At 41.5% G+C, this 24,428-nt stretch carries 16 protein-coding genes and 1 tRNA gene; 1 reads left to right on the top strand and 16 read right to left on the bottom strand.

The genetic code is table 11. The features are described from left to right. Positions 1–56: 56 nt before the first annotated feature. The 16 genes from QWY93_RS13740 to QWY93_RS13665 form a co-directional block, all read right to left on the bottom strand. Entirely contained in the window at positions 57–1,442 is a 1,386-nt protein-coding gene (locus QWY93_RS13740; protein WP_290248922.1) for a glycoside hydrolase family 88/105 protein, read from the bottom strand. A 232-nt stretch (positions 1,443–1,674) separates the two neighbouring features. Next, positions 1,675–2,982, bottom strand: a complete 1,308-nt coding sequence (locus QWY93_RS13735) for a DUF4861 domain-containing protein (RefSeq protein ID WP_290248921.1) — start codon at positions 2,980–2,982, stop codon at positions 1,675–1,677. Next, entirely contained in the window at positions 2,982–4,763 is a 1,782-nt protein-coding gene (locus tag QWY93_RS13730) for a hypothetical protein (protein WP_290248920.1), read from the bottom strand. Before QWY93_RS13730 ends, QWY93_RS13735 begins: the two co-directional genes overlap by 1 nt. Next, positions 4,763–5,749 carry a metallophosphoesterase gene (locus QWY93_RS13725; RefSeq protein WP_290248918.1) on the bottom strand — a complete coding sequence of 329 codons (987 nt, stop codon included), beginning with the start codon at positions 5,747–5,749 and terminating at the stop codon, positions 4,763–4,765. The genes QWY93_RS13730 and QWY93_RS13725 overlap by 1 nt, the downstream gene beginning before the upstream one ends. A 221-nt stretch (positions 5,750–5,970) precedes the next feature. Next, positions 5,971–7,572, bottom strand: a complete 1,602-nt coding sequence (locus QWY93_RS13720; protein ID WP_290248917.1) for a RagB/SusD family nutrient uptake outer membrane protein — start codon at positions 7,570–7,572, stop codon at positions 5,971–5,973. A gap of 12 nt (positions 7,573–7,584) precedes the next feature. After that, positions 7,585–10,707, bottom strand: coding sequence for a SusC/RagA family TonB-linked outer membrane protein (locus tag QWY93_RS13715; protein ID WP_290248916.1), 3,123 nt, complete (start codon positions 10,705–10,707; stop codon positions 7,585–7,587). Between the two features lie 250 nt (positions 10,708–10,957). Beyond that, entirely contained in the window at positions 10,958–12,001 is a 1,044-nt protein-coding gene (iolG, locus tag QWY93_RS13710; protein ID WP_290248915.1) for an inositol 2-dehydrogenase, read from the bottom strand. Beyond that, complete coding sequence (locus QWY93_RS13705) at positions 11,998–12,921, bottom strand: sugar phosphate isomerase/epimerase family protein (protein WP_290248914.1); 924 nt, start codon at positions 12,919–12,921, stop codon at positions 11,998–12,000. The genes iolG and QWY93_RS13705 overlap by 4 nt, the downstream gene beginning before the upstream one ends. A 3-nt stretch (positions 12,922–12,924) precedes the next feature. After that, positions 12,925–14,400, bottom strand: a complete 1,476-nt coding sequence (locus QWY93_RS13700; protein ID WP_290248912.1) for a CoA-acylating methylmalonate-semialdehyde dehydrogenase — start codon at positions 14,398–14,400, stop codon at positions 12,925–12,927. A gap of 22 nt (positions 14,401–14,422) precedes the next feature. Further along, positions 14,423–16,003, bottom strand: coding sequence for a solute:sodium symporter family transporter (locus tag QWY93_RS13695; protein WP_290248911.1), 1,581 nt, complete (start codon positions 16,001–16,003; stop codon positions 14,423–14,425). 230 nt (positions 16,004–16,233) lie between these two features. Next, positions 16,234–18,096 (bottom strand): 3D-(3,5/4)-trihydroxycyclohexane-1,2-dione acylhydrolase (decyclizing), encoded by a 1,863-nt coding sequence (iolD, locus tag QWY93_RS13690; protein WP_290248909.1) that lies wholly within the window; start codon positions 18,094–18,096, stop codon positions 16,234–16,236. A gap of 5 nt (positions 18,097–18,101) precedes the next feature. Then, positions 18,102–19,148, bottom strand: coding sequence for a 5-dehydro-2-deoxygluconokinase (iolC, locus tag QWY93_RS13685; RefSeq protein WP_290248907.1), 1,047 nt, complete (start codon positions 19,146–19,148; stop codon positions 18,102–18,104). Beyond that, positions 19,141–20,028, bottom strand: a complete 888-nt coding sequence (gene iolB, locus QWY93_RS13680) for a 5-deoxy-glucuronate isomerase (protein WP_290248904.1) — start codon at positions 20,026–20,028, stop codon at positions 19,141–19,143. The genes iolC and iolB overlap by 8 nt, the downstream gene beginning before the upstream one ends. Before the next feature lie 39 nt (positions 20,029–20,067). After that, positions 20,068–21,018, bottom strand: coding sequence for a class II fructose-bisphosphate aldolase (locus QWY93_RS13675; protein WP_290248903.1), 951 nt, complete (start codon positions 21,016–21,018; stop codon positions 20,068–20,070). A 375-nt stretch (positions 21,019–21,393) separates the two neighbouring features. Continuing rightward, a complete protein-coding gene (locus QWY93_RS13670) occupies positions 21,394–22,422 on the bottom strand; it encodes a LacI family DNA-binding transcriptional regulator (RefSeq protein ID WP_290248902.1) in 1,029 nt (342 codons plus the stop codon). A 297-nt stretch (positions 22,423–22,719) separates the two neighbouring features. Further along, positions 22,720–22,793 (bottom strand) — tRNA-Pro (locus QWY93_RS13665). A 674-nt stretch (positions 22,794–23,467) separates the two neighbouring features. Here QWY93_RS13665 and QWY93_RS13660 point away from each other — a divergent pair. After that, the gene (locus QWY93_RS13660) at positions 23,468–24,388 is read left to right on the top strand and encodes an IS1595 family transposase (RefSeq protein WP_290246175.1); all 921 of its coding nucleotides are present in this window, start codon (positions 23,468–23,470) and stop codon (positions 24,386–24,388) included. Positions 24,389–24,428: the final 40 nt, after the last annotated feature.

Genomic DNA, 24,428 nt, shown 5'->3' with positions numbered 1-24,428 from the left:
AAGTCAAAAGGATTATTTCACCTTTTGACTTCCTTTGATTTTCTTAGAGGGTCCTATCATTTTTCAACCAGGAACTGAACTGCTGTTTCATCAATATGGTAAGGGTGATTTTGCAATAATTTAATCACTTCGGCTCCTGCCAACAATACCGGACCATATCCATGGGCAGCATATACACTTACCGGCCGGTGATAGTAAAAAGCGGGATCGAACCCCATTCCAGTTCCCACACATGTTCCTTTCACCTGTCCCGCATCATTAACCTGTTCTGCTACACCAGACCAAGCCAATAAAGTCAAGGGACCAAACACCCGGTAATCCAACCAACCCTTGTTAATCGCTTTGGCAAAGGCATAAGTGTAAATGGCAGAGGCGGAAGTTTCCAGATAGGAATCATTCCGGTCCAGAAGTTGATGCCATAATCCGGTGTTGGATTGATAACTTACCAAACCTTTTGCATGGCCAGTAAAATAGGCCATCACTTGCTCCCTGCCGGGATGGTTTTCAGGAAGGACATCTAATAATTCCACCAAAGTCATAAAAGCCCAACCATTGGCTCTTCCCCAATGAAACTGGGGAAAATGTTCCACTCCTTCTACCCAGCCATGCATGTAAATTCCTTTTTCCTCATTAAACATCCGGTCAGAAAAGGCTAAAACCTGCTTTACCGCCTCATCAAAGTATTTGGAATCACCTGTCTTGGAACCCATTTGAGCCAAGGCTGGAACACTCATAAAAAGATCATCCAACCAAAGGGTATGTGTCAAAGGACGGTTCCTGGCCAAAGTCCCATCTTCCAGTCTGAATTGTTTGTTTATAATGAAATCAATAAAATCATCAATTATAGGGTTGAAATCAGCCTCTACCCCAGCCTTTTGGGCTTTGATTAAAGCGGCACATAAGGCACCTGCATCATCCAGGGCATGGGGGTGCATTACTTTTGGAATAGGAGATTGATAAGATGAGTTATCCTTCACTTTTTGTATTTGATGGGAATAAAGATTTGATAAAAAAGTCAACCTTTTATCTGTGTAATCCTTATATTTTTCATCTCCAGTGGCCTCAAATGCTGCCAGCATCCCTGCATAGGTAACTCCCCATTCGTAGCTAAAAAGCCGGAAATCCCCATCCACCAACTCAACTTCCGAAGCAAAATGAGACAAATCTGAAATTGTTTCACCTGAAGATTTATCTTTTAATGTAACTGGAGTTTTGTCCTCCAAATAGGAATTGATTTTACCCAAGACACTTTCAACACTTTTTGGACTTACCTTTCCATAGGGAACGGCGTAATCAGGTTGAATCAAGTGTAATGGTGTATTGCTATCTGTTTGCTTTTCTTGGGCGAAAAGGGAAAAACTAAAAAGAAAACAAATAAAGGCTAAAATGGAAATAGTTCTCCCCTTCCGAGAAGTACGTGGGAATTTATATATAGAATTCATGAATGATTTTTTTTTGTAGGTATTAATATTTTGAGGTTACAATGAAATCGGTGGGTATGGCCAGATATCAGGATATCTAAAATCTATGGAACTGATTTATAAGGGTTTCAAACAGGTCCTCCTATTAAGTCCTAATCCCTATATCGCTATTATTGAATGAATTAATGTTTTGATGATCGAATTTCAAATCACAATTAATTAATTCTCGCACCAATCGATAACCAACTTCAAATTACATAGGGCTAATCTCAATAATAGGTTTTACTTCTAATTGAGCTGCCAAATCTTCAAGGTATGTTTTAAAATAATTTTCCCTGGCAAAGCGGGGGTCTGATAGTTCCCAGGCCGCTATGGCATAATAATCCAAGGGCCTACCCTCATGTATTTGAACCTTGGCAAGGAAACTATCCATTATCTGTCCTTCTTCAGGAGCTTCAATCCAACCTTGGTAAACTTCCTTGGGAATAATCAGGGCAAGCCCCAGGTACCATTCTTTTTCATAGGTTTGTTTATCATGGGTATAGAGGATTTGAAAACCCCCTACTTCCATTCCGCGGACTTGCTTATCCGTATTAATATTGACCAAGCCAATCAGCCCTGTTTCATCTCCTTTTAGTTGATGAAAAGTAACCGAGTTTTTATAACCATAAAAACCTGGCCATATTTGGGTCTCTTCATTTACTTGATAGGTCCTTCCGGTATTTTCCGGTTTCCAGTTTTGGTAATTAAATTGCATCAGTGAGCGGATAGGACCATTGGCCAGGATTTCAAAAGTAGTTGCAACTACATTATTCAGGCTGTCCTTCTGAGTAACCCCTAACCTGGCCAATTTATCCTTAATCATTAGCGCGTATCCTCCAATGCCAACGGAGGTCCCTACCGACAAAATATCCCTGCCCCAAGCCTCCATCACATGGTAATTATCTTCGGTAACCCCATTTTCACTAATGCCCACATTTCTGGGGGACATACCACTTATTTTCTTCCCAAATACATCTTTTGAATTCCTACCATCCAGATAGTGCCTAAAGCCCACCTTGTCATTTTCCCAAGAGGGCCCATCAGTCTGATAAGGTTGATATCCCATTACCCCTGGAAGTTCATCGGGATAAAATGTGTCTTTTTTAGCTGGGCTAACTGTATCAGCCTCGGAAGGCCTAACCCCAAATCGCACATAGGTCCTTTCCTCCCATTGGGGAGCCTCATCAACCCATTTCAAAAAGATTGTTTCGGCGGAATTCCCTGGCAAATCCAATAAAAAGAACAATTCATCCCAACTCCCATCTCCATCCCTATCAGTCCTTTGGGAAGGCAATGTATCCTGGCCATTTCTAATCAATAAAACCTCCAAATTGCCTTCCTTAATTTCACCCAATTGTTCCCTGGGAATAATAACCGGTTTTTCATTCAGGTTGACAGATGAAGGGTTGGAAATGGTCAGTTCAAGATCATACTTTTCAGAGTGACTTTGACAGGAAGCCAAGCCAATGAGTAGACTAAGGCAAAATGCAATAGCCATTAGTTTATTTTTCTTCCCCATTATTCAAAAGTGATTTGATGCGTAAATGGAGTTATTCCGGTAATGTAAACATGATTTCCTTCAGTCCTAAGGCTACCAAAATGAACGGAATATTTTTCACCGTCAAGGCGGTGGATTTTCTCATGGGATTTGACGCCAGGGCCAAAAGTGATTTTGTCTCCATCCCTTTCGAAAGCTCCCTTTCCTTGAGTCAGATAATAGTTGTCCTCACCTTTCTTAGCCTCTTCAACGCCTTTCAGTTGGCCTTCCTTATCAAAACACATTTCAATGGTTACCTCCACTCCTTCCAATCCGGAAACGTCAAATAATAAATCCACTTTCCCCTTATTTTCGGTTAAAGTCACCTTGCTTTCTAGCGTTTTAACATTGCTGACTGGTCGCTTGTCAAAAGCCATTTTACTCCAAAACCTTCCATCCACGCTTGGGGTGAGTTCGTAATCACCCTCTTCATTTTGAAGATGCTTAGGGAGTGGTTGGTAATAGGGAGCTTCCAATTTTTGATAAAGCACATACTTTTCTCCATCCTTTTGAAGTCCTTCACTTCTGAAATGTCCCATATTGAAGAAATTGGATGACATGCGCATATACCAAAGAATGGCACTTCCATTTCTATAGCTAAAAAAGTTGGGGCTTACTGACCTTCCTGAAGCAATAATCAGGGGCCAATCAACTCCTCCAAAGATCGTAGCGGTAGTATCTCCGCGCCTTATCCTGGCCAAACCAGAGGTTTCAAAAACCTTTTCAAAATTGGTAGGCACTTTTTCGATTGCAGGAAGGTCTTTTTGCAGGGTTTCATTTTCCATAAAATGGAAAAGGGCTTCCTCGACTACTATTTTGTCAAAACCTGGGAACCCTTCAATCTGCTTAACAATATTGGCAAACTCCCCATTTTCATCATGGATGGCCAAAAATCTATAGTGAAGATATTGCACCACGATACTTCTATGGGAATACTGATCCTGTCTCCTTGAATCAGTGGTTACCAAATCCCCATTGGGTTCCATATAATAATAGGTCATTTCCAGACTTTTCCGGGGAGCTTCAAAAAGTTTTGGCCGGTCCAGTAACCGTCCCATAGCAATAAAAGCATTGTTTTCCACATCGGAATAATTCATACTCCTCTCTGGATAATGGCCATCCTTATCCATATAAATCCCCTCACTCAGCCACTCATCAATACGGTTGACATATTTTTTATCCGGGTAAAGCTGATTGATCCTGGCAAGGGCATGGCAGACCACCCAACGGTGATTGGGGGTGTGAACTCCTCCCACAACCAGAGCCTCCCCTGTTTTCAGGACAAACTTTTTGATTTTTGATTTTACCGGGGAAAGCTCATTATTTTTATTTTGACTAAGGATATAAACCCCAGCACATAAAGGTTCCATGATAAAAGCCGTATCCGGCGGGGATTCTAAATTTCCCGCATTGATAGTTCCATCAGGCCTTTGATTTTCTATAAGTTTATCCGTGGTATAATCCAATAAATCTACCACTTTAGTACTTTCATAAAATTGTGAATCTGGACAACAATAGGCAGATGCCAACATGGCAAAATTATAACCAAAGCTTCTTCCCCGGTGCTTGTTTGCTGCATCACCATGATCCATTAAGGCTTGAACATGTTCATCATTGGCCTTAACCATGCGATTCCATAATTCAGATTTTTCCATTCCAACAGGCCTGCTAAACCCTGGAAAAGATAAAGTTGGCATTAAAAACAAAGAAGCACCAATGCCCATGGATTGTTTCAAAAAGGTATTCCTGCTAATATTTTTCATTATTTGGTTATTTCAGTTTTATAAAGAACCTGACCATTTTCATCGAGAACATGAACCAGTATTTTTTCCTGATTGACAGAAAGGAGCATAAAACCATATGCGGATGCTGAAAATTCAGAAATAGGAACCATCCCTGCCTGCGTTTTTTCTGAAGCTGACCCAGAAATAAAATGGTGGACCCCCTGATGAGGAATCAAATGTTGCAGGCTATGATCATGGCCTGCCAAATATACATCCACCTCATTTTCAACCAACATTTCATCTAAGCATCTACGAATTCTACGGGTATCGTAGCCTTCCTGACGTTTATCGCTGCCTGTATACATAGGATGATGGCCAACAACTATTTTCCATTCCACTTTTTCCTGATCTTCAGCAAGTTCTTTTGCCAACCAGGCTTTTTGGGCAGTGGTATCTTGCCCCCTAACATTAGGGCCATATTCCAAATTGGAATAAAATTCAGGAATTAAAGGATTGGTGTCAATCATCGCAAATTTGATGGATTTTCCACTTCCATCGCTAAGATTAAATTCTTTGGAATAATATCTGGAAGGCATCACCCAACGTCTACTAATATCCGAATAAGCTATCTGTGCATCGGGATCCCCCATATAATCATGGTTACCCAGTACTACAAACCATTCTCTTTGGAGTGCAAAGTCGGTATATATGTCCTCCAATGAATATTTCCAATGGGGATCATGGATACTGGCAACACCTTTGGGGTAAAAATTATCACCTGTTACAATGAAAAATCTAACATCATTGGCCTTGGCTGTTTTGGCCATTTGGTTGCTTACCTCTTTTTGATGGTCATCCCCAAATCTTCCCCAGTCTCCAAATACAATAAAGTTGAGCGCATCCTCCGGAATTTCCAATTTTCCTTCATTATTTAATCCTTCCTGAGCAATACAGTAGTCCAAAGGGCTTGAAAAAGCCAAGAAAACCAATAATAGAAAAGCCAAGAGGTTAGGATTGTTTTTCATTGTAGGGAGTTATTAGGTTTATGTCAATATACAATTCAGTGGGTATAAGATTAAAATATACCAGTATCCGGAATCTTTTTCAATACGTATTTTTTTAGTCCCTCATAAATTATAAGGTTTCCAAATAATTCTCCCTTTAGAAATATTCGGCCCTTAAACCGGATTAAATTAATAGGGAAATTTTCCCAAAAGGAAAATCTCCCCAACAATCAAACCCATAATTAATTATATCCTTCATTTTGGCCAATGGAACCACCACTTACATCATACTCACTTTGAGGAATTGGCCTTAATAAATGATGCTGTTTAATGGCATTATTCAGGGCAGCATGTGGATTATGCTCCAATACCCTCTCAATTAATTTTCCAGTTCTTTTTAGGTCCATCCATCTGCTGATTTCACCGGCCATTTCAATGGCACTTTCATCCAGAATTAAATCAATATCCACATCTTCAGGAGCAACCATGGTTTCCAAATCCGCCCTTAACCTTAAAGCATTTAGATGTTCAGCTGCTTTGCCTGGATCTCCAGCTTGCAAATAAGCCTCTGCGGCAATAAGTCTAGTCTCACCTGAACGGATCAATATCGCATCACGCTCTCCATCCGGGTTAATTCCTGGGTTGGTATAAGGAACACCTGGGTCATCAAACTTTTTAAACATAGGAAAATGGACTTGGGTCAAACCATCAGGAGAAAAATATTCCCCCGGGTTGATAACTGCATATGGTTTACTGTCAATTACAGCTTGTGACCAAGGTGTTTTCGGAAAATAAATACTTGTATCCCCTTCTGAAATCATTCCATCATTGCTGTCCACTTCTGCAATCATCAAACGGCGGATGGTGGCTGCTTCTCTTTCATCTCCTTCTTCAAACAATTCAAAGAAATAAGGTGTTGGAGCCCTTCCCAATCCACGGTGGTATTGGGTACTTCTGGTTTGCCCGGGATAAACATCATAGACAAACTTAAACAGCAGGTGCCTATTATTACCCAATCCCCTGGATACAGGGTTGGAACCATAGAGCATGGAAAATATCACTTCAGAATTTCTTTGATTTTCCCTGGATACCAAGGAAGCAAAATCATCAACCAGCGGATGCTTGTCAATCACCGTTTCAGCCAGTGCAGCCGCATCGGCAAAATCCTGGGCAGATCCAAAGTCCTTATATCCTTGGGTCAACAAAACTTTGGCTTTTAGATGTCGCACTGCATCTTTTGAAACCCTTCCATAAAGGGATGGGTTTTCATCTACTCCACTTAAAGCATCATCCAAGTCGGAAATGATTTGCTGGTAAACTTCCTGTTCACTGGCCCGGCTAAATTCGGACTGTGAGGACCGGATTTCTTCCAGCACCAAAGGAACACCTCCATAATTTTCAACCAAATGGAAATAAGCAAAGGCTCTCAAAAATTTGGCTTCTCCTAGTCCCCTGCTTTTGTCCGCATCACTGATACCTTGGACTTGATCTGCCCTGCTAATGGCTGTATTGGCAGCAGCAACCACATTGTAATAATTGGTCCAGTAAATACCTATGGACCCATTGGTAGGCCTTAGGTTTACATAATCATTCAGGTCACTGATTCCAGCTACTATATTCATCCTGGTAAAAACATCCGTCCCTTGGTGATCCAGGTCATAGAAGGTTGTTGCCAACCTCAATTTATCATAGGCATTGGCCACCAGTTGATCCAAAGCCTTAGGGTCGCTCAGCAATATTTCATCGGAAAGATAATTTCTATTTTCTTCTTCTAGAAAATCTTCGCAGGAGGATAACCCCATTAATCCGATCACCCACACATATAATATGATATATTTTTTCATGATACTTTCTGATTAAAATTTAACATTGATCCCACCCATTAATATTCTGGACATGTAAGCTGATCCCCAGCTGTTTCTTGCAGCATTTTCAGGATCCCAACCTTCGTAATCGGTAAAAGTGAATGGGTTTTGTGCTGTGAAATACACTCGGAGTTTGTTGATCTTAAGGGCATCCAAAACACTTTGATCAAAATTGTAACCCAGGGTGATATATCCTACTTTGACAAAGGACACGTCTCGATATACAAGTGGCTCTGCAAATGGCCCATCATTACTTGGCTGACTCCAATCATTTGATGGATTTTTCGGAGTCCAATAGTTTGTCTGCATACTATTGAACCTTGCTTCAATATTATACCACCCTGCATGGGAAATATGGAAGTAACTTGCTGAAGTAGCTCCCTGGCTGGTTCTGACAAAGAAGGTGAAATCCCAGTTTTTATAGTTGAAAGTATTGGCAATACCACCTGTCCAATCAGGCATATTGGAACCGATCACTGTTCTGTCATCGGCATCAATTACCCCATCATCATTCAGGTCTTTTACTTTCACCTGTCCAGGTTGTTGACCATAGCTTTGGGCAATGTCAACCTCATCCATTTGCCAAATACCGTCAAATTCATAGGTATAAATAGATCCTACAGGCTGACCTATCTTATGTACATAGGAACCTGCCTGTACACCAAATAAAATCTGGTCCAAATCACCATATAACTTTGTGATCTTATTTTTATTTCTGGCAAAGTTGACGGAGGTAGTCCATTTAAAATCACCATTATCAATATTGACCGAGTTCAGCCCAAGTTCTACCCCTTTATTGGTTGCTTCTCCCACATTTTCAAATACACCGGAGAAACCTGTAACCGTTGGAGTTGGCCGGAAGAAGATGATTCCTGTATTCTTTCTGTTATAAATATCCAAGGATCCATAAAGCCGGTTATTGAAGAAACCAAAGTCCAAACCAAAGTTAAATTCCTTCGTTTTTTCCCAGGTCAAATCCTGGTTGGCCAGATTGGTCACATAGGCTGTCTGAACTACCTGGTCTCCCAAATTGGTAAAGTTGCTTCCTATCAAGGACAGAGACCCCAAGGGGGCAAGACCACCACCGGCACCATTGTTTCCTGTTTCACCATAACTCAATCGAAGTTTCAAATCAGCAACCAGGTTCTGGCCTTTCATGAAACCTTCATCAATAATTCTCCAGGCAAAAGCTGCTGAAGGGAAGAAAGCCCATTTGTTTGCATCTGCCAGAATGGATGACCCATCATAACGGCCGGTAAGGGTAAAGAGGTATTTATCCTTGAAGGTATAATTGATTCTTCCCGTGTAGGACTGTAGCGTTTGCTTGGAAAATCCACCTTCTGCATTTCTTAAATCTGAACCCGCGTCAATATTATAGAATAAGAATTCATCTGTAGGGAAGTTTCTTCGCTGGATCCTATAATTCTCATACCGGTCCATAAACATGGAATAAACTAGTGTGGTATTCAAGATATGATCCTCTCCAAGTTGCTTGTTATAATTCAAGATATTATCCCAGGTGTAAGAAATCCTGTTGGCATTGGTAACATCAGCTCTCCTGTTCTGTACACTTCCACTTGTGGATTTGGCAAACTGCCCTCTGTATTCACCATATCTACTGAATTCAATATTGGGTGAAAAATTTGAAGTAAGTTTCAAGCCATCAGTTGGAGTAAAAGACAGGGATAGATTACTCAGGTAATTTAAAGTTCTGGTTTCCCTAGTGATGTTATCCGCTTCAAACAAGGGGTTAGTAATAAATGTTTCCCCTTCCAATGGGAAGAATAATGGATCGCCATTTTCATCAAATGGTGTTGCTGTTGGGCGTAAACGGTAGGCACTTCTCAAACCTTCACGGCTTCCTTCATTTCTTATGGCAAATGATGCATAATTGCTGAATGCCATTGAAAACTTTTCGGATAGCTTACTGCTCATATTACCCCTTATGGTATAACGCTCATAATCTTCCCCTTCAAAAGTTCCTTCATCCTGGGTATAGGCCACCCCGATTCCATATACCGTTTTATCATTACCACCATTTAAACTAAGGGAATGGTTTTGTTGCATTCCATTATGTTGGATCAAATCTATCCAGTTGACATAATCATTATTGGCCACATTTTCCAGTTCATTAGGCCTCATATAGTCACTTAAGTTGACATCATCCTCAGTGACACTGAAGTCCCCGGAAGAATAAAAATTCCCTACAACCGCATCTCTAAAGTATTGGACAAATTCTTCCCCTTGAAGCATATCGGGAAGGTTATAAGCTTCTTTTACGCCAATGTAGTTGTCATACTGCACGGTTAGTTTTCCTTCACTTCCTTTTTTGGTTTCAATGATCACTACCCCATTACTTCCTCTGGAACCATAGATGGCTGTGGCTGAAGCATCTTTCAGGACATCCATCCTGGCAATATCTGCGGGGTTCAAAAAGGAAATGTCATTCACGAAAATACCATCAACAACAAAAAGTGGATTCTGCCCAGGATTAAAGCCACCCTGTTCTACTGTTTCATTGGCATTGATGGTATTGGATCCTCTGATTCGGACATTAAAGCCTCCCCCAGGTTTATTGTCGGCAGATTGGATATTGACCCCGGCCACCTGACCTTGCAAAGACTGGAAAGCATTTACTTTATTGGCTTCCTGAATATTTTCCGCATCCATGGAGACCACAGCCCCAGTAAGATCCCTTCTTTTGGTTTCACCGTATCCCACCACCACAACTTCATCCAGTTGGGCAACATCTGGTTCCAAGGTGATATTTATTTGTGACTGATTGTTTACAGGAACTTCCTGAGTAATATAGCCCACAAAGGAAAAAGACAAAATTGCTTCTGCTGGATTGGAAACATTCAGGGAATAATTTCCTTCAAAATCTGTAACTGTTCCATTACTGGATCCTTTTACAAGGACGGTTGCCCCTGGAATAGGCAATTGGTCCTCTCCTGAGATTACCTTTCCGGTAATTTCCTGGGATTGTGCCAAACCTAGTTTTGTAAAGGTCATCAAAATGATAACCACAAGCATTTTGGCCATTGTTATAGGGTCAATTATCCTGCTATAACAGGAGTTAAACCCTTTTAACCATTTTTGTGAAAACTGTTTCATAAGGATGTTATTTTGGATATTAATTAGGTTTTCTTTAGGTAATCAAAACGCGCTATTAATATAGCGTCACCACATTTTATTTCAACAAACTTATTGTTTGCAATTATTTATTGCTCCAAAGTAAGAGTATTCCCAATTCAGTTGCAAAATTGATTATGCAAACCTTTGCATATTGGTTTTATGGACTTGTACGCTCCCATTTATTTAATATTCATTAAAAAAATGGGGCTTCAACAGTGATTAAATCAATTTACTTCTCAATCGATCTATTCACCATTTCTTCTTGCTTCACCCTGTTCATTTTCATGATTTCACTCAACATTACAGGCCTCCCTTCTGCTACAGAGAGGTTGGCTGCCAATGCAATCATCATGGCTTCCAAACCATCCTGACCATTGACCGGGACAGGTTCATCCTTGCATAAAGCTTCAACAAATCTCTCCATCTCATTTTTATAGGAATCCACATACCTGTCCATGAAAAAGTCAAGTGGCAGGGCCCCATGGCTCCCGGATTGGTCAAAAAACAAATGGGTATCATGTTTATTATTATCAATTTGTGCCATCCCCTTGTTGCCAAACACCTCCAAGCGCTGATCATACCCATAAACGGCCTTCCGGCAATTATCAATGACAGCCATGCTTCCATCTATAAAAGTCAGGGTAATGATGGCCGTATCAATATCCCCGGCTTCTTTTACATCATTGCTGGAAAACACCCCAGCGGAAGCATATACCTTTTCAACCTCCTTTCCCATAATAAAACGGGCCATATCGAAATCATGGATGCTCATATCCATAAACATTCCTCCTGAGCTCTTCAGGTATTCCAAAGGAGGTGGCCCCGGGTCCCGGCTGGTGATCTTTAAAATAGTAGGATCCCCAATTTTATTTTGGGCTACCAATTGCTGGATCTTTTTGAAATTCCCATCAAATCTGCGGTTAAAACCCAGCATCAATTTTACTTCCGCTTTTTTTACTGATTCCAAGGTACAAACCACCCTTTCAAGGGAAAGATCATGGGGTTTTTCACAAAAGATATCCTTTCCTGCCAAAGCACACTTTTCGATATACACAGAATGGGTATCGGTAGGAGAACAAATCACAACAGCTTCAATTTTCTCGTGGTTAATCACCTCTTCAGCAGTTCCAATTGGCACCCCATTAAACTCCCCTGCTTTTTGTGGATCAGCTACCATGACCAGATTTGCGTTAGGGATACAATATTTCAGATTGCTAAAATGGATTTGCCCAATCCGGCCTAATCCAATTATTCCAATATTTATTTTCTTCATGGCTTCACTTCATTTTTGATCATATTCTTTTGGATAAACTCCAGGTTATGCTTTGCACACATAAATGGGCTTCCCATTCCTGGTAAGACATCCTGTTCCACCACAATCCAACCTGAATAATCCATTGCTTCCAATTTTTGAATGATGGCATCAAAGTTGACAGCCCCTTCTCCCAATTTGCAAAAAACCCCATGCTGCACAGATTGGAAATAATCCCAACCCATATCCCTGCTTTTTTGGCCAATCTTGGGGTCGAAATCCTTAAAGTGAATATGCCAAATCCTATCAGGGTACTTCTCCAACACCATTAGTGGATCCCCTCCACCGAAGGCATAGTGGCCCATATCCAGGCAGATTCCCACCAATTCAGAATCTGTATTTTCCATTAAGGCATCCAGTTCTTCTGGGGTTTCCACAAAGCCGGCACAGTGATGGTGAAATACTGTTTTCAGTCCATATTGGTCTTTCACTGCCTTAGCAACCTTGTTAGCACCATCACCAAAGACCTTCCATTCATCCGGTTTTAGAGACATATTAGGGGTAATCCTTCCTGCATTTAGGGTGCGTTCCTCGACACATCCATTTTCATCCGCCAAAATTATAAAGGCATCCCGGTAACCCGCCTCTACCATTAGTTTGGCAATTCTCAGGGCTTTCTCCACTCCATTTTGATGCTGGTCTTTATTGGCCAAAGCCACTGGAACAAAAGCCCCGGGAAGATCAAGTCCATAAGCATCCAAAACCTTTCGTAACCCCTGTGGATCGGTAGGCATAAAGCCCCAATCCCCCAATTCAGTACCTACATATCCGAGCTCAGCCATTTCGGCCAAAACCTGCTTGCAAGCCAGAGCCTTCCCTCCTAATTCGAATTCCAATGCCCCCCAGGAACAGGGGGCATTGGCAAGTTTTATTTTTTTCATGGCTTAAAATTTTCTGGTCCAATCCTGAAGCCAACGCTCCACGGTAACTTTGGTCTGGGTGAAAAATTCAATGGCATGACGGCCCTGACCGTGCAGATCACCAAAAAAGCTGTCTTTCCAGCCACTGAACGGGAACTGTGCCATCGGTGCGGCCACACCGATATTTATTCCGATGTTTCCTGCATTGGCTTCATTTCTAAACCTTCTGGCATGTGCTCCACTGGATGTGAAAAGACAGGCCATATTCCCATAATTATTTCCATTAATAAATTGGAGGGCATCATCAATAGTATTCATTTGCACCAGACTCATTACTGGACCGAAAATTTCGGTTTTGATTAACTCTCCCCCTAGGTCCAGGTTCTCCAAAATGGTTGGCTTCAGGAAGTTACCTTTCTCAAAACCAGAAACAGCACTATTTCTTCCGTCAAGAAGCACATTAGCACCTTCACTGACACCTTTTTCAATCAGTTGCTGGACCCTGGTTTTACTTGCTTGGGTAATGACAGGCCCCATTTCAACATTTTCATCCAGGCCGTATCCGGTAATCCTTTTTGCAGCAGCCTCGTAAAGCGCTTCTTTAATTCCCCCTTTTTGGTCGCCCACGGTGATGATAGTTGATGCTGCCAAACACCTTTGTCCAGCACAGCCAAAAACACTGTCCGTTATGATTCTAGAGGTGGTATCAATATCTGCATCAGGTAAAACTACTACCGGGTTTTTGGCACCTCCCTGTGCCTGGACACGTTTTCCATTGGCAGCGCCTTTGGCATAGATATACCGGGCAACTTCAGTGGATCCTACAAAACTGATGGCTTTGACATCTGGATGCTCCAACAATGCATCCACGGTTTCTTTTCCCCCGTGGACCATATTGATCACCCCTTCCGGCAAGCCGATTTGCTCAATAAGCCCCATTACCTTTTGCATTGTCAAAGGCACTTTTTCAGATGGTTTTAGCAAAAAGGTATTCCCACAGGCAATTGCATAGGGCAAAAACCAAAAAGGAATCATCCCGGGAAAGTTGAATGGAGCAATACAGGCACAAACACCTAAAGGCTGCCTGATCATAAATTCGTCTACTCCCTTTGCTATATTTTCAGAAAATTCACTTTGCATCAGCATTGGTGTAGCGCAGGCAGTTTCTACATTTTCTATAGCCCGCTGCAATTCCCCTCTTGACTCTCCCAAGGTCTTGCCGCATTCCATGGTAATGGTTCTGGCCAGCTCCTCCTTATTTTCCTCCAGCAGCTGTTTTAGTTTAAACAGGGGCTGAATACGCTGGATAACCGGCACCTGGGACCAGGAGATAAAGGCTTTTTGGGAAGACTTTACTGCCAATTCAACATCAGCAGTGGTAGCTTTGCCCATTGGCACTTTGCCCAAAACCTCCTGGGTCGCCGGGTTGAGCACATCCACCAGATTGTTTTCCTGGCTTATAGTCCAGCTTCCATTGATATAATTGCTTAATTTTTCCATATCAGATACTTCTTTTTTTTGATTAAATATTTCCTAATAGAATGTATATAGTCACGGTAATGATGAAAAGGACTAAGGAGAGGGCTCCCGCATATTTCCATTTGTCCAATTGAATGCCTGACGAAAATGAGATAGGGGATTTGGCTTCCCCTGACCAGAAATGGGAAATGCCCAGCATCACCAATAAATTGAGCAAAAACTCAATTCCCCAGACATGGACAAAGTGAATGTCCACTTGAAAGAAAAATGTGGTCAGTATATAAAATGCCAATCCCGTCAACAAAGCCACTTTTGCACCCAAAGCCGTTACTTTCTTGGTGAAAAAACCGGCCAACATAATGGATGCAATTGGGATAAAGAAAATTCCATTGAGCTGTTGTAAAAGCTGGAACAATCCTTCTGGCGCTTGGGCCACCATAGGTGCCGCAATAATGGAAGTAATGGCCAAAATTGTAGCTGAAAGTTTTCCTGCTCTCACCAAATGATGGGCACTGGCATTGGGTTGAATCAACCGTTTGTAAATATCGATGCTGAAAATGGTGGAAGCACTGTTTAAAACACTGTTAAATGTGCTCAATACTGCTCCCATAATGATGGCTGCAAATACTCCAGTTAGCCCCACGGGTAAAACTTTTTTTACCAGTTCAGGATAAACCATATCCTGCTGGCCGTATAGGCTGTCCCCAAAATAATAAAAACCTATCACTCCGGGTAGGACAATGATAAAGGGCACCAAAAGTTTTAAAGCCCCTGTAAACAATAACCCTTTTTGAGCTTCCTTAAGATTTTTTGCCCCCAAAGCCCTTTGGATAATGGTTTGGTTCATGCACCAGAAATAAAGTTGGTTGATGACCAAACCCGTAAAGAGGGTGCTAAAAGGCAATACAGAATCCTTTCCTCCAACTACATTGAATTTTTCAGGGCTGTTTTCGAAAACCTTGGATATCCCATTCAAGGGATTACCCTCCCCGATCATAAAAAGGGCAATTAAAGGAACCATTAATCCGGCGATAAGGAGTCCATAACCATTGATGGTATCTGAAACGGCCACGGCTTTCAAGCCCCCAAAAATGGCATAGATTGATCCGATTCCACCCACGGCCAAAACGGTGTACCAAAGCCCCTTATCCTGACTTATACCCAATACCTCTGAAACATTAAATAAACTTTCCAAATTTATTGCACCTGTATAGAGAACAATAGGCAAAAGGGTCACCGCAAAAGAAACCAGAAGAAATAAAGCCACCATGGACCTTGTTCCGGCATCGAAACGTTTTTCCAGGTATTGGGGAATGGTGGTAAGTCCCATATTCAAGTACTTGGGCACAAAATACACTGCTGCAATAATCAATGCCAATGCAGAAGTAACCTCCCAGGCCACGATGACAAAGCCATTTTTGTAGGAAGATCCATTCATGCCCACCAAATGTTCGGTGGAGATATTGGTCATGATCATCGAGCCGGCAATAACAACACCTGTCAGGCTCTTTCCTCCAAGAAAATAGCCATCCTCGGTTTCCAGGTCTTCATTTCTGGTTTTTCGCCAGGCATAGTATGCCACAAACAGCGTAAATCCTATAAAGGACAAAACAGTAATTTCCATTAGTTATTTGGGTATAGGTTATTTAAACTGAGTTCAACTTAATTGGACTGAATATGGCCTCAACCGTCATTGCGATCCGTCAAAGGCGGAGTGGCAATCTCGAATAAAAGATTCCCCCCGCCACTTCCCCCACTGTAATTATTAAGTTTATTTGATTCGAATTGAGGTGAGAATATTCCATCAGTTATCCCGATCAGGATTTCAAATACATTTTTTTCAAATTATTTCCTCTATAAGTGGTAATGCTGTTTTGACTTGTTCAAACGGGATTTCTCCCTGGCTTTAATTACTGAAGGCTGAGAAGAAACTTCAGCTATAGGCACTTCCCACCAGGAATGGCCATACCCAGCCATTTTCCTTTCCGGGACGGTTTCAATATAAATCACCGTTGTTTTGTCAATGGTTTTGGCCTTTTGTAAAGCCTGAGTCAGGGAGGAAATGTTTTTGGTTTTGATTACCTCAGCTCCCAAACTTTGGGCATTGGCAGCCAAATCAACCGGCAAATACTCTCCATCCAATTGTCCTGTTTCTTGATTTCGGTACTTGTAAACCGTCCCAAAACCTTTAGATCCCAAGGACTTCGACAAGCCACCTATGCTGGCATAACCATTATTATTGATTAAAATGATGGTCAGTTTATAGCCCTCCTGAATGGATGTAATGATTTCTGAGGACATCATCAGGTAACTCCCATCCCCAACCATCACATAAATTTCCCTTTCAGGACAAGCCATTTTGGCCCCCAGGCCTCCGGCGATTTCATAGCCCATACAGGAATACCCATACTCTAGGTGAAATCCCTTTGGATCTCTGGTTCTCCAAAGTTTGTGGAGGTCTCCAGGAAGACTACCAGCTGCACAGAGTACTACATCTTCGGGCTGGGAAAAATCATTGATAGCCCCAATGACTTCCGATTGGCTTGGAAGGCTGCCATTTTCAGGCTCGTAAGCCAATTTGACCTGCTGGTCCCAAGATTCATTAAATGCTTTTACTTTTTCCCTATATTTTAAATCCACCTGGTATCCTGCAAGTTTTTCACTTAGCTTTTCCAAGGTAGTTTTTGCATCTCCGGTAAGTGGTAAAGCCCCATTTTTAAAAGCATCAAATTCAGCAATATTGATATTGATAAATTTAGCTTTTTCGGAAAAAGCTGTCTTAGAAGCAGTTGTAAAGTCACTGTACCGGGTGCCTATTCCAATGATCAGATCTGCTTTTTGGCTAATGGCATTGGCTCCTTCCGTCCCTGTAGCCCCAGCTGCTCCCAGATTTCCGGGGTGATTGTAGGGCACAGCCCCTTTACCAGCAAATGTTTCGGCCACAGGTATTCCTGTCTGGTCCATCAGGTTCTTCAAAGCTTCATTGGCTTCACTGTAATTCACTCCTCCACCAGCAATGATCAAAGGCTTTTTTGACTTTCTGATTAATTCAGTAGCCTTCAAAATCAAAGCTTCATCCGGAGTTGACCTTGGAATATACCAAACTTTCTTTTTGAAAAGCGATACAGGAAAGTCATAAGCCTCTACCTGTACATCCTGTGGTAAAGACAGGGTAACCGCACCGGTATCCGCTGGAGAGGTAAGCACCCGCATGGCTGCCGGCAAAGCAGTTATCAATTGCTCGGGACGGTTTATGCGGTCCCAAAATTTTGAAACGGGTTTAAAGCAATCATTAACGGACACATCCTGACTCATTGAATTTTCTAATTGCTGAAGTACAGGATCCACCCTGCGGCTGGCAAAAATATCTCCCGGCAAAAGCAAAACGGGTAACCTGTTTATGGTAGCCCCAGCTGCGGCGGTGATCATATTAGTAGCTCCAGGCCCAATGGATGAGGTGCACACCATGGTGGAAAGGCGGTTTTTCATTTTGGCAAAGGCTGCTGCCGCATGCACCATGGCCTGTTCATTTCTGGATTGATAATAGGTGAACTGTGGATATTGATGCAATGCCTGGCCAATCCCAGCAACATTGCCATGACCAAAGATGCCAAAGCATCCAAGAAAAAACTTATGCTCTACTCCATCCCTTTCAACATACTGTTGGTCCAGGTAACGGATAATAGCTTGGGCTACAGTTAATTTTACAGTTTTCATAGGGCTTAGATTTTTTCGGAGAATGATACGGGGTAAAAGCCACCATGTGCTTCAATAAAGTCCAGGGATTCCTCCAAAGTGGGCATAAAGTTGGCGCAACCAGGTTGAAGAACCACCTGTGCTCCACTGGCATTGCCCATCCTGCAGGATTTATAAAGGTCCCAGCCTTGCAGATAACCATAGATAAACCCTGAAGCAAAAGCATCTCCCGCTCCCAAAACATTCAAGGGTTCCACTGGAAAACCAGGCACCTCAATCACCTGGCCTTGATTATCGTAAACGGTAACTCCTCTGCCTCCACTTTTCACCACCAGAATCTCCACACCGAGGTCCATTATTCTTTCAATGGCTTCATCAATATTCCCGGTGATTTTGGGAGCTGAGATTTGTTGATGTTCTATTTTCACCTGCCCCGCATCCTGAAGCATAGCTGCCAAAATCTCTTCTTCGGTACCCAAAGCAATTTTTACTTTAGGCAAAATATTTCTCACCATAAGGCCAAATGAGCGGATATCAGACCATTGGTCCGCCCTAAAATCAATGTCCAAAAGTACAGGCACATTGGCCTTATAGGCTTCTTCCACTGCAAAGAACACGGAACTTCGGCTGGGTTCCACATTCATTGCTGTGGCGGAAATCTCAACCAATTTTGTTTCACCCACATTGGCATTGATCACATGGTCAATGGTAATTTGACTGTCCGCGCAGTTATCCCGGTAATAAACCAAAGGGAACCTGTCAGGGGGCTGGATGCCCAATATTACGGCACTGGATCGAGCACCTGGGATCTTTGGAATAAACTGGGTGCCTACCCCTTCCTTATCCAGAAAGTTCAGGATAAAATCTCCCACCTTATCCTCCCCTACTCCGGTCAGTAAAGCGGTATTTATCCCTAACCTTGCACATCCTGTGGCGATATTTAATGGTGAGCCACCTACAAAAGCATCAAAGCCTTTGATATCAATAAAATCGGCTCCAATATTTTGAGAATAAAGGTCTATGGAGGACCTGCCGATGGTGATTACATCTGGTTTTTCGTTTTTATTAGCCATTGTTATTCATTTTAGCGGTGACCATTGGAATTCTTTCATCTCTGCCTTTCCAGGAACCAAAAATCCATTCATGCTTGGGATCGGGTGAATTGGCAAGGGATTGATCACTTCCTGTAAGGAAATTGAGGTAATAGACATTATATCCATGCCCAGCAACAACCGGATGGTAGCCTTTTGGGATCAGCACCACATCATTGTTCCTGGCCACTGCTATTTCATCCAAAGACCTGTCATCCGTATAAACTTGTTGGATAGCATATCCCTGGGCCTTATCTATTTTGTAGAAATAGGTTTCTTCCAAGCAGGCCTCCAACAAATTCCCTTTCTCATCCACGATCCGCTCATCATGCTTATGGGCTGGAAAAGAGCTCCAGTTGCCTGAGGGAGTATAAACTTCCACTGCTACCAGCCTATGGCAGGGAAATCCAGGGCCCAGCAAATCATTGATTTGCCGAGTTGCATTATCACCTCCCCGGATTTCTACCTCTACCTGCTCTGGATTTTTCAATACCGGTTCAAAATCCTGGTCCGTTTCACACCAACCATATGCAATATCCAACACTTCACTGTTGGCGTGAAGGGTAAAATTGGTTCTTCTGGGTAAGTAAAGACTATGAGCTATTCCTGAAAAAACGTCTTTCCGGCCATTGGACACGGTCCATGTCCCTTTATCAGTTTCCATGGTGTAATTCCCGGAAAGCAGGATAAAACCATATTCATTCTCTCCTGTATTGCCGCTCCAAGTGTTTCCTTTTTTTATTAATCTGGCCTCGAAATTCAAGTATTGCCAGCCTCCATCTTCTTTCAAAACTTGTTGGTAGATGCCCTCCTCCACTTCATTGGGCTTTGCTAACAAGTCATATTTCTTATCTTTTATCATAAGTTATTTTGGTTTATTCAAATTAAATTCCACTGCGATTTAGACGGATTGGGTGTCAAAAGCCACTGCCTTTCCAGTTGAGCCCAACAACTCAAACTTCTTCAAGCAAAACTCCACCAATTCTTCCTGATATTTTTTCCCCGGAACTATGGGGTCAAACTGGTCGGGATGGTTATTGAAAAATTCCCTGTGAACCCGGGTCCAAAGTACCCTTAGGTCAGTGGCGATATTCACCTTGCACACACCCAATCCAATAGCAGCTTTTAATTCTTCCTCTGATACCCCCCGGGATCCGGATTTTAATTGTCCACCCAATTCATTGATCTCTTGAGTCTCTTTCGGGTCCACTGCTGATCCGCCATGCAAAACCAATGGATACCCTGGGAGTCTTTTGTTGATTTCCTTTAAAATCCCAAATTGGATTCCCTGGCCCCCTGAAAATTTATAAGCCCCATGGCTGGTTCCTACAGCAATGGCCAAGCTATCGCAACCCGTGCGTGACACAAATTCTTCAACTTCATCTGGTTGGGTATAACGGGAATTTGCCTCATCTACCTCCATATCATCCTCCACACCACTGAGCACTCCTAATTCAGCCTCCACGACCAACCCTTTGCTGTGGGCGGACTGGACTACCGATAAGGTTCTGGAAATATTTTTTTCAAAAGAATCATTGGAGGCATCAATCATAAGGGAAGTGTAGTGGCCTTCCTCCAAGGCTGCATCAATATGAAATTCGTTGCCATGGTCTAAATGAAGGGCATAAACTACCTCCGGGAAAATTTGGGCTCCAGTTGCTATCATGTTCAGCAGCATGACAGGGTTTGCATAATCCCTTGCCACTGGGGTGGTTTGAATGATGACCGGAGACTTGCTGATGGAAGCCGCTTTAAATACGCCCAAAACCTGTTCCATGGTAAAAACATTGATGGCTGCAATGCCATATTTTCCATAACAGTGGTTGTACAAATCCTTAGGGCTAACTTTCATGGTTATTGGGTTTTCGTTTTCCCAATACTCCAATTATTTCAATTTAAAAAAAAGAAAACCAAGCGATAACCTTACGCAAAGGTTTGCATAAACAGAATATTATTTCTTTTTTAATAATTTATCAAAACATACATTCAATACACTGCCATATTAAAAAATTAGGCTGGATTTTATGAATTCATATTTTGGTTTCCGGAATTCTACAATTTTAATCTGATTATTCCCTTTCTAGTAAGAAAAAATAGAGGAAGTTATTTAGATAAACGTAATCAAAAAAATCCCACATGTTGACGGGGAAGGCTGTGCTAATTCGTGCTATTAGAGGACCATCTCTGGATTATTTAATTTACAGATAATTCTTTCAAAAATTCCATTTTAAGGCAATGGCCTTGAAGAATTCCGAATAATCAGTTCCGGTTTAAGCAATTCATACCTGTAATTATAATCCTCCAAATCATTCAGAATATGATTCATCAAAATTCTTGAGGACAACATGCCCAAATCATATACCGGCTGCCAAACTGAGGTAAGTGAAGGTTTAAAATACTTGCTATACGGTTCATCATCGAATCCAACCAGTGAAATTTCCTCAGGAATGTGAATTCCCTTTTCCCTGATAACGGCCATCGCCCCAATAGCAACAGCATCATTAATTGCAAAAATAGCATCAGGAGGGGTATCCAAATCCAACAATTTTTTTGCCGCCTCTTCGCCGTCTTCAGAAGTAAAACCTTCCACTTCGGTAATATAATCAGGATTGACGGTTCTCCCATTCTTTTTTAAGGCATCCAAATACCCTGCTTTTCGGTGCTGACAAGTGGTCAAATTTTTTGGACCTGTTATATGAGCTATCCGTTGGCACCCCGTTTTCACCAAATAATCCACAGCTTGAAAAGCCCCATCATAATCATCCACCAACACTTTATCCGCTTCAAAATTGGGACAATCCCTATCAAAAACCACTACCGGGTTTCCTGAAGCCCTGAGTTTTTCCAAATGTTCAAAGTTGGTTGTTTTCGAGGATGGGGAAATCAAAAAGCCATCGACCCTACCCAAAGACAAGGTTTCGATCAACTTTTTTTCTTCCTCAAAGGATTCATTGGATTGGCAAATAATCAATTTGTAATTAGCCTCTTCCACCATATCCTGAACCCCGCTGATAACGGTGGCAAAAAAATAGCTTGTAATTTCAGGCACAATGACACCAATGGTCTTTGTTTTTTTATTCAGTAAACTAACGGCCAGCATATTGGGCTGATAATTTAGCTGCTTTGCCAAAGCTATTACAGCATCCTTTGTTTCCTGACTAATAGAAGGGCTATCATGCAAAGCCCTGGAAACCGTTGAGGCAGAAACATTGAGGGCTTTAGCAATATCGGTTATTGTACTGGGTCTACGCTTCATTGGGATTTCAATATAAATGAAAGCATTTATTGATTCTAATTTGTTTAAAAAAAACTTCAAAAGCCTTCAAGAAATTTCCACTGCTGTTTAGATCTGCATTTTTAAATAAACTTTTCAATTATTACCAATAAGCATACCTTTTAATAGGGGGCAGAAATTCCTCATAAGTATCCGGAAACTAGGTGAAATCGGCAATTTCACCCAAATATCACGGTGAGAATTAATAATTGGCACCATTATGCGTAGAAAAAGTAATCAAAAAAAGCCTGTCAACTTTCGTCAACAGGCTTTTGTTCGTCGGGGTGGCGGGATTCGAACCCACGACCCCTTGCACCCCATGCAAGTACGCTACCGGACTGCGCCACACCCCGAACTTCTTTTGAATGGGCAAAATTACAATTTTCCGGGAAAGTATTAAATGATAACTTAAATTAATTTAGCTCCATTATATTATTGACTGATTATCACTTAAAAAGATTTATTGCTTATCAATCCAGTTCTTGCTCAATATATCTTAATTCATGCCAAAAATCAGAAAAGGAATTATCAAGGACTCTAAGGTTTTAGCCTAAATTTATCACCAGGAGCAGTAAGCAAGCTTTTATTTAGTTCACTTTTCTTGATCACCACTCCCTATCCTTCAATATAATTACAATAATAATTTATATAATAATATTAATAAGGAGGGAATTGTCTTTCTTCGTAGTGAATCTTCATTGAAAATTACATCCAATTTCCAATAAAAGCTTTTTTACAAAAGCCAAGGGCTCTTCTCAGTCCTATGAAAATGGTCTTTTGCCCTTTTCCAAAGAAGAAAATAACATCCAATTTCATCTTATTATTTTTCACCCCCCTTTTTGAAGTCCTTCCCTAAATTATTTTAATAACTTACTTTAATCCTAGTTAATCCTTACTATGATTTAAAATGATATGTATATCCGCAATGACACCAGTAGCCAAATAAATTAAAAGTGACAGTTAGTGTCAATAGCTTTAGTTAAGTTATTACTCTGTATAAATTGGGTCAAAATAAACGGTTTTGACCATGAATATAATCAACTTCATTAATCGGTTTCCTGACGAGTCTTCCTGTATTAAGTTCATTAGAGAACAAAGGACAAAATCGGGCATCATTTGCAAACGGTGCAGCTGTAACCGTCATTATTGGCTTGAAAACAAGAAGTCCTTTCAATGTGCTTCATGTGGGTTCAGGACCAGCATCAAGAGTGGTACTGTTATGGAAAACAGCAACCTTCCAATTAGGACCTGGCTGCTGGCCATGACCTTCATAACCGCCACTAAGAAGAGCTTCAGTGCCTCAGAGCTACAAAGGCAGCTTGGGATGAAGCGGTATGAACCTGTTTTCAGGATGTACCATAAACTCAGGAAGGTCATGGGACAACGCGATGATATCTATAGGCTTGAGGATATGGTAGAATATGATGAGGCCTTTGTAGGAAAAGCCACCAAAGCCAAATCCCAAAACAAGCTCAAAAGAGGCAGGGGCAGTCAAAAACAGTCCATTGTAGCGGTAATGGCCGAATCGACAGTTTTAGAAAACCCTGAATCCGGAAAGCTTGAAAAGAGCTGTAGATATTTTAAAATGAAGAAGATAAAGAACTTAGAGGCAAAAACAGCCCAAGGTCTGGTCAAAGAATTCATTGATCAGGACTCAGTGCTTCAAACAGATAAGAGTACCACCTTCTCAGATCTGGGTGACTGTATTGAGGTTCATGTCAGAGAGGTCTCTGGAACTGATAAAGGCCATTTTAACCTCAAATGGGTTCATATAGCCATAAGTAATTTAAAGAAACAGCTGCAGACATACCATATGATAAGTGAAAGGATGATGCAAAACTATCTTGATGAGTTTAGTTATAAGCTCAACAGAAAATATTTCGGTCAAAAACTTTTTGACCGGCTCATTATTGCTTCCATTTATCCTTACTGGCATGATTGCGGATAATCATATAAAATGATTTTCGAATTCGAATTTTCCAGGTTCT

Source organism: Echinicola jeungdonensis (assembly GCF_030409905.1).
GTDB classification, from domain to species: Bacteria; Bacteroidota; Bacteroidia; order Cytophagales; family Cyclobacteriaceae; genus Echinicola; species Echinicola jeungdonensis.
The sequence above is the reverse complement of the archived record's forward strand: the minus strand, read 5'-3'. Positions and strand labels throughout refer to the sequence as shown.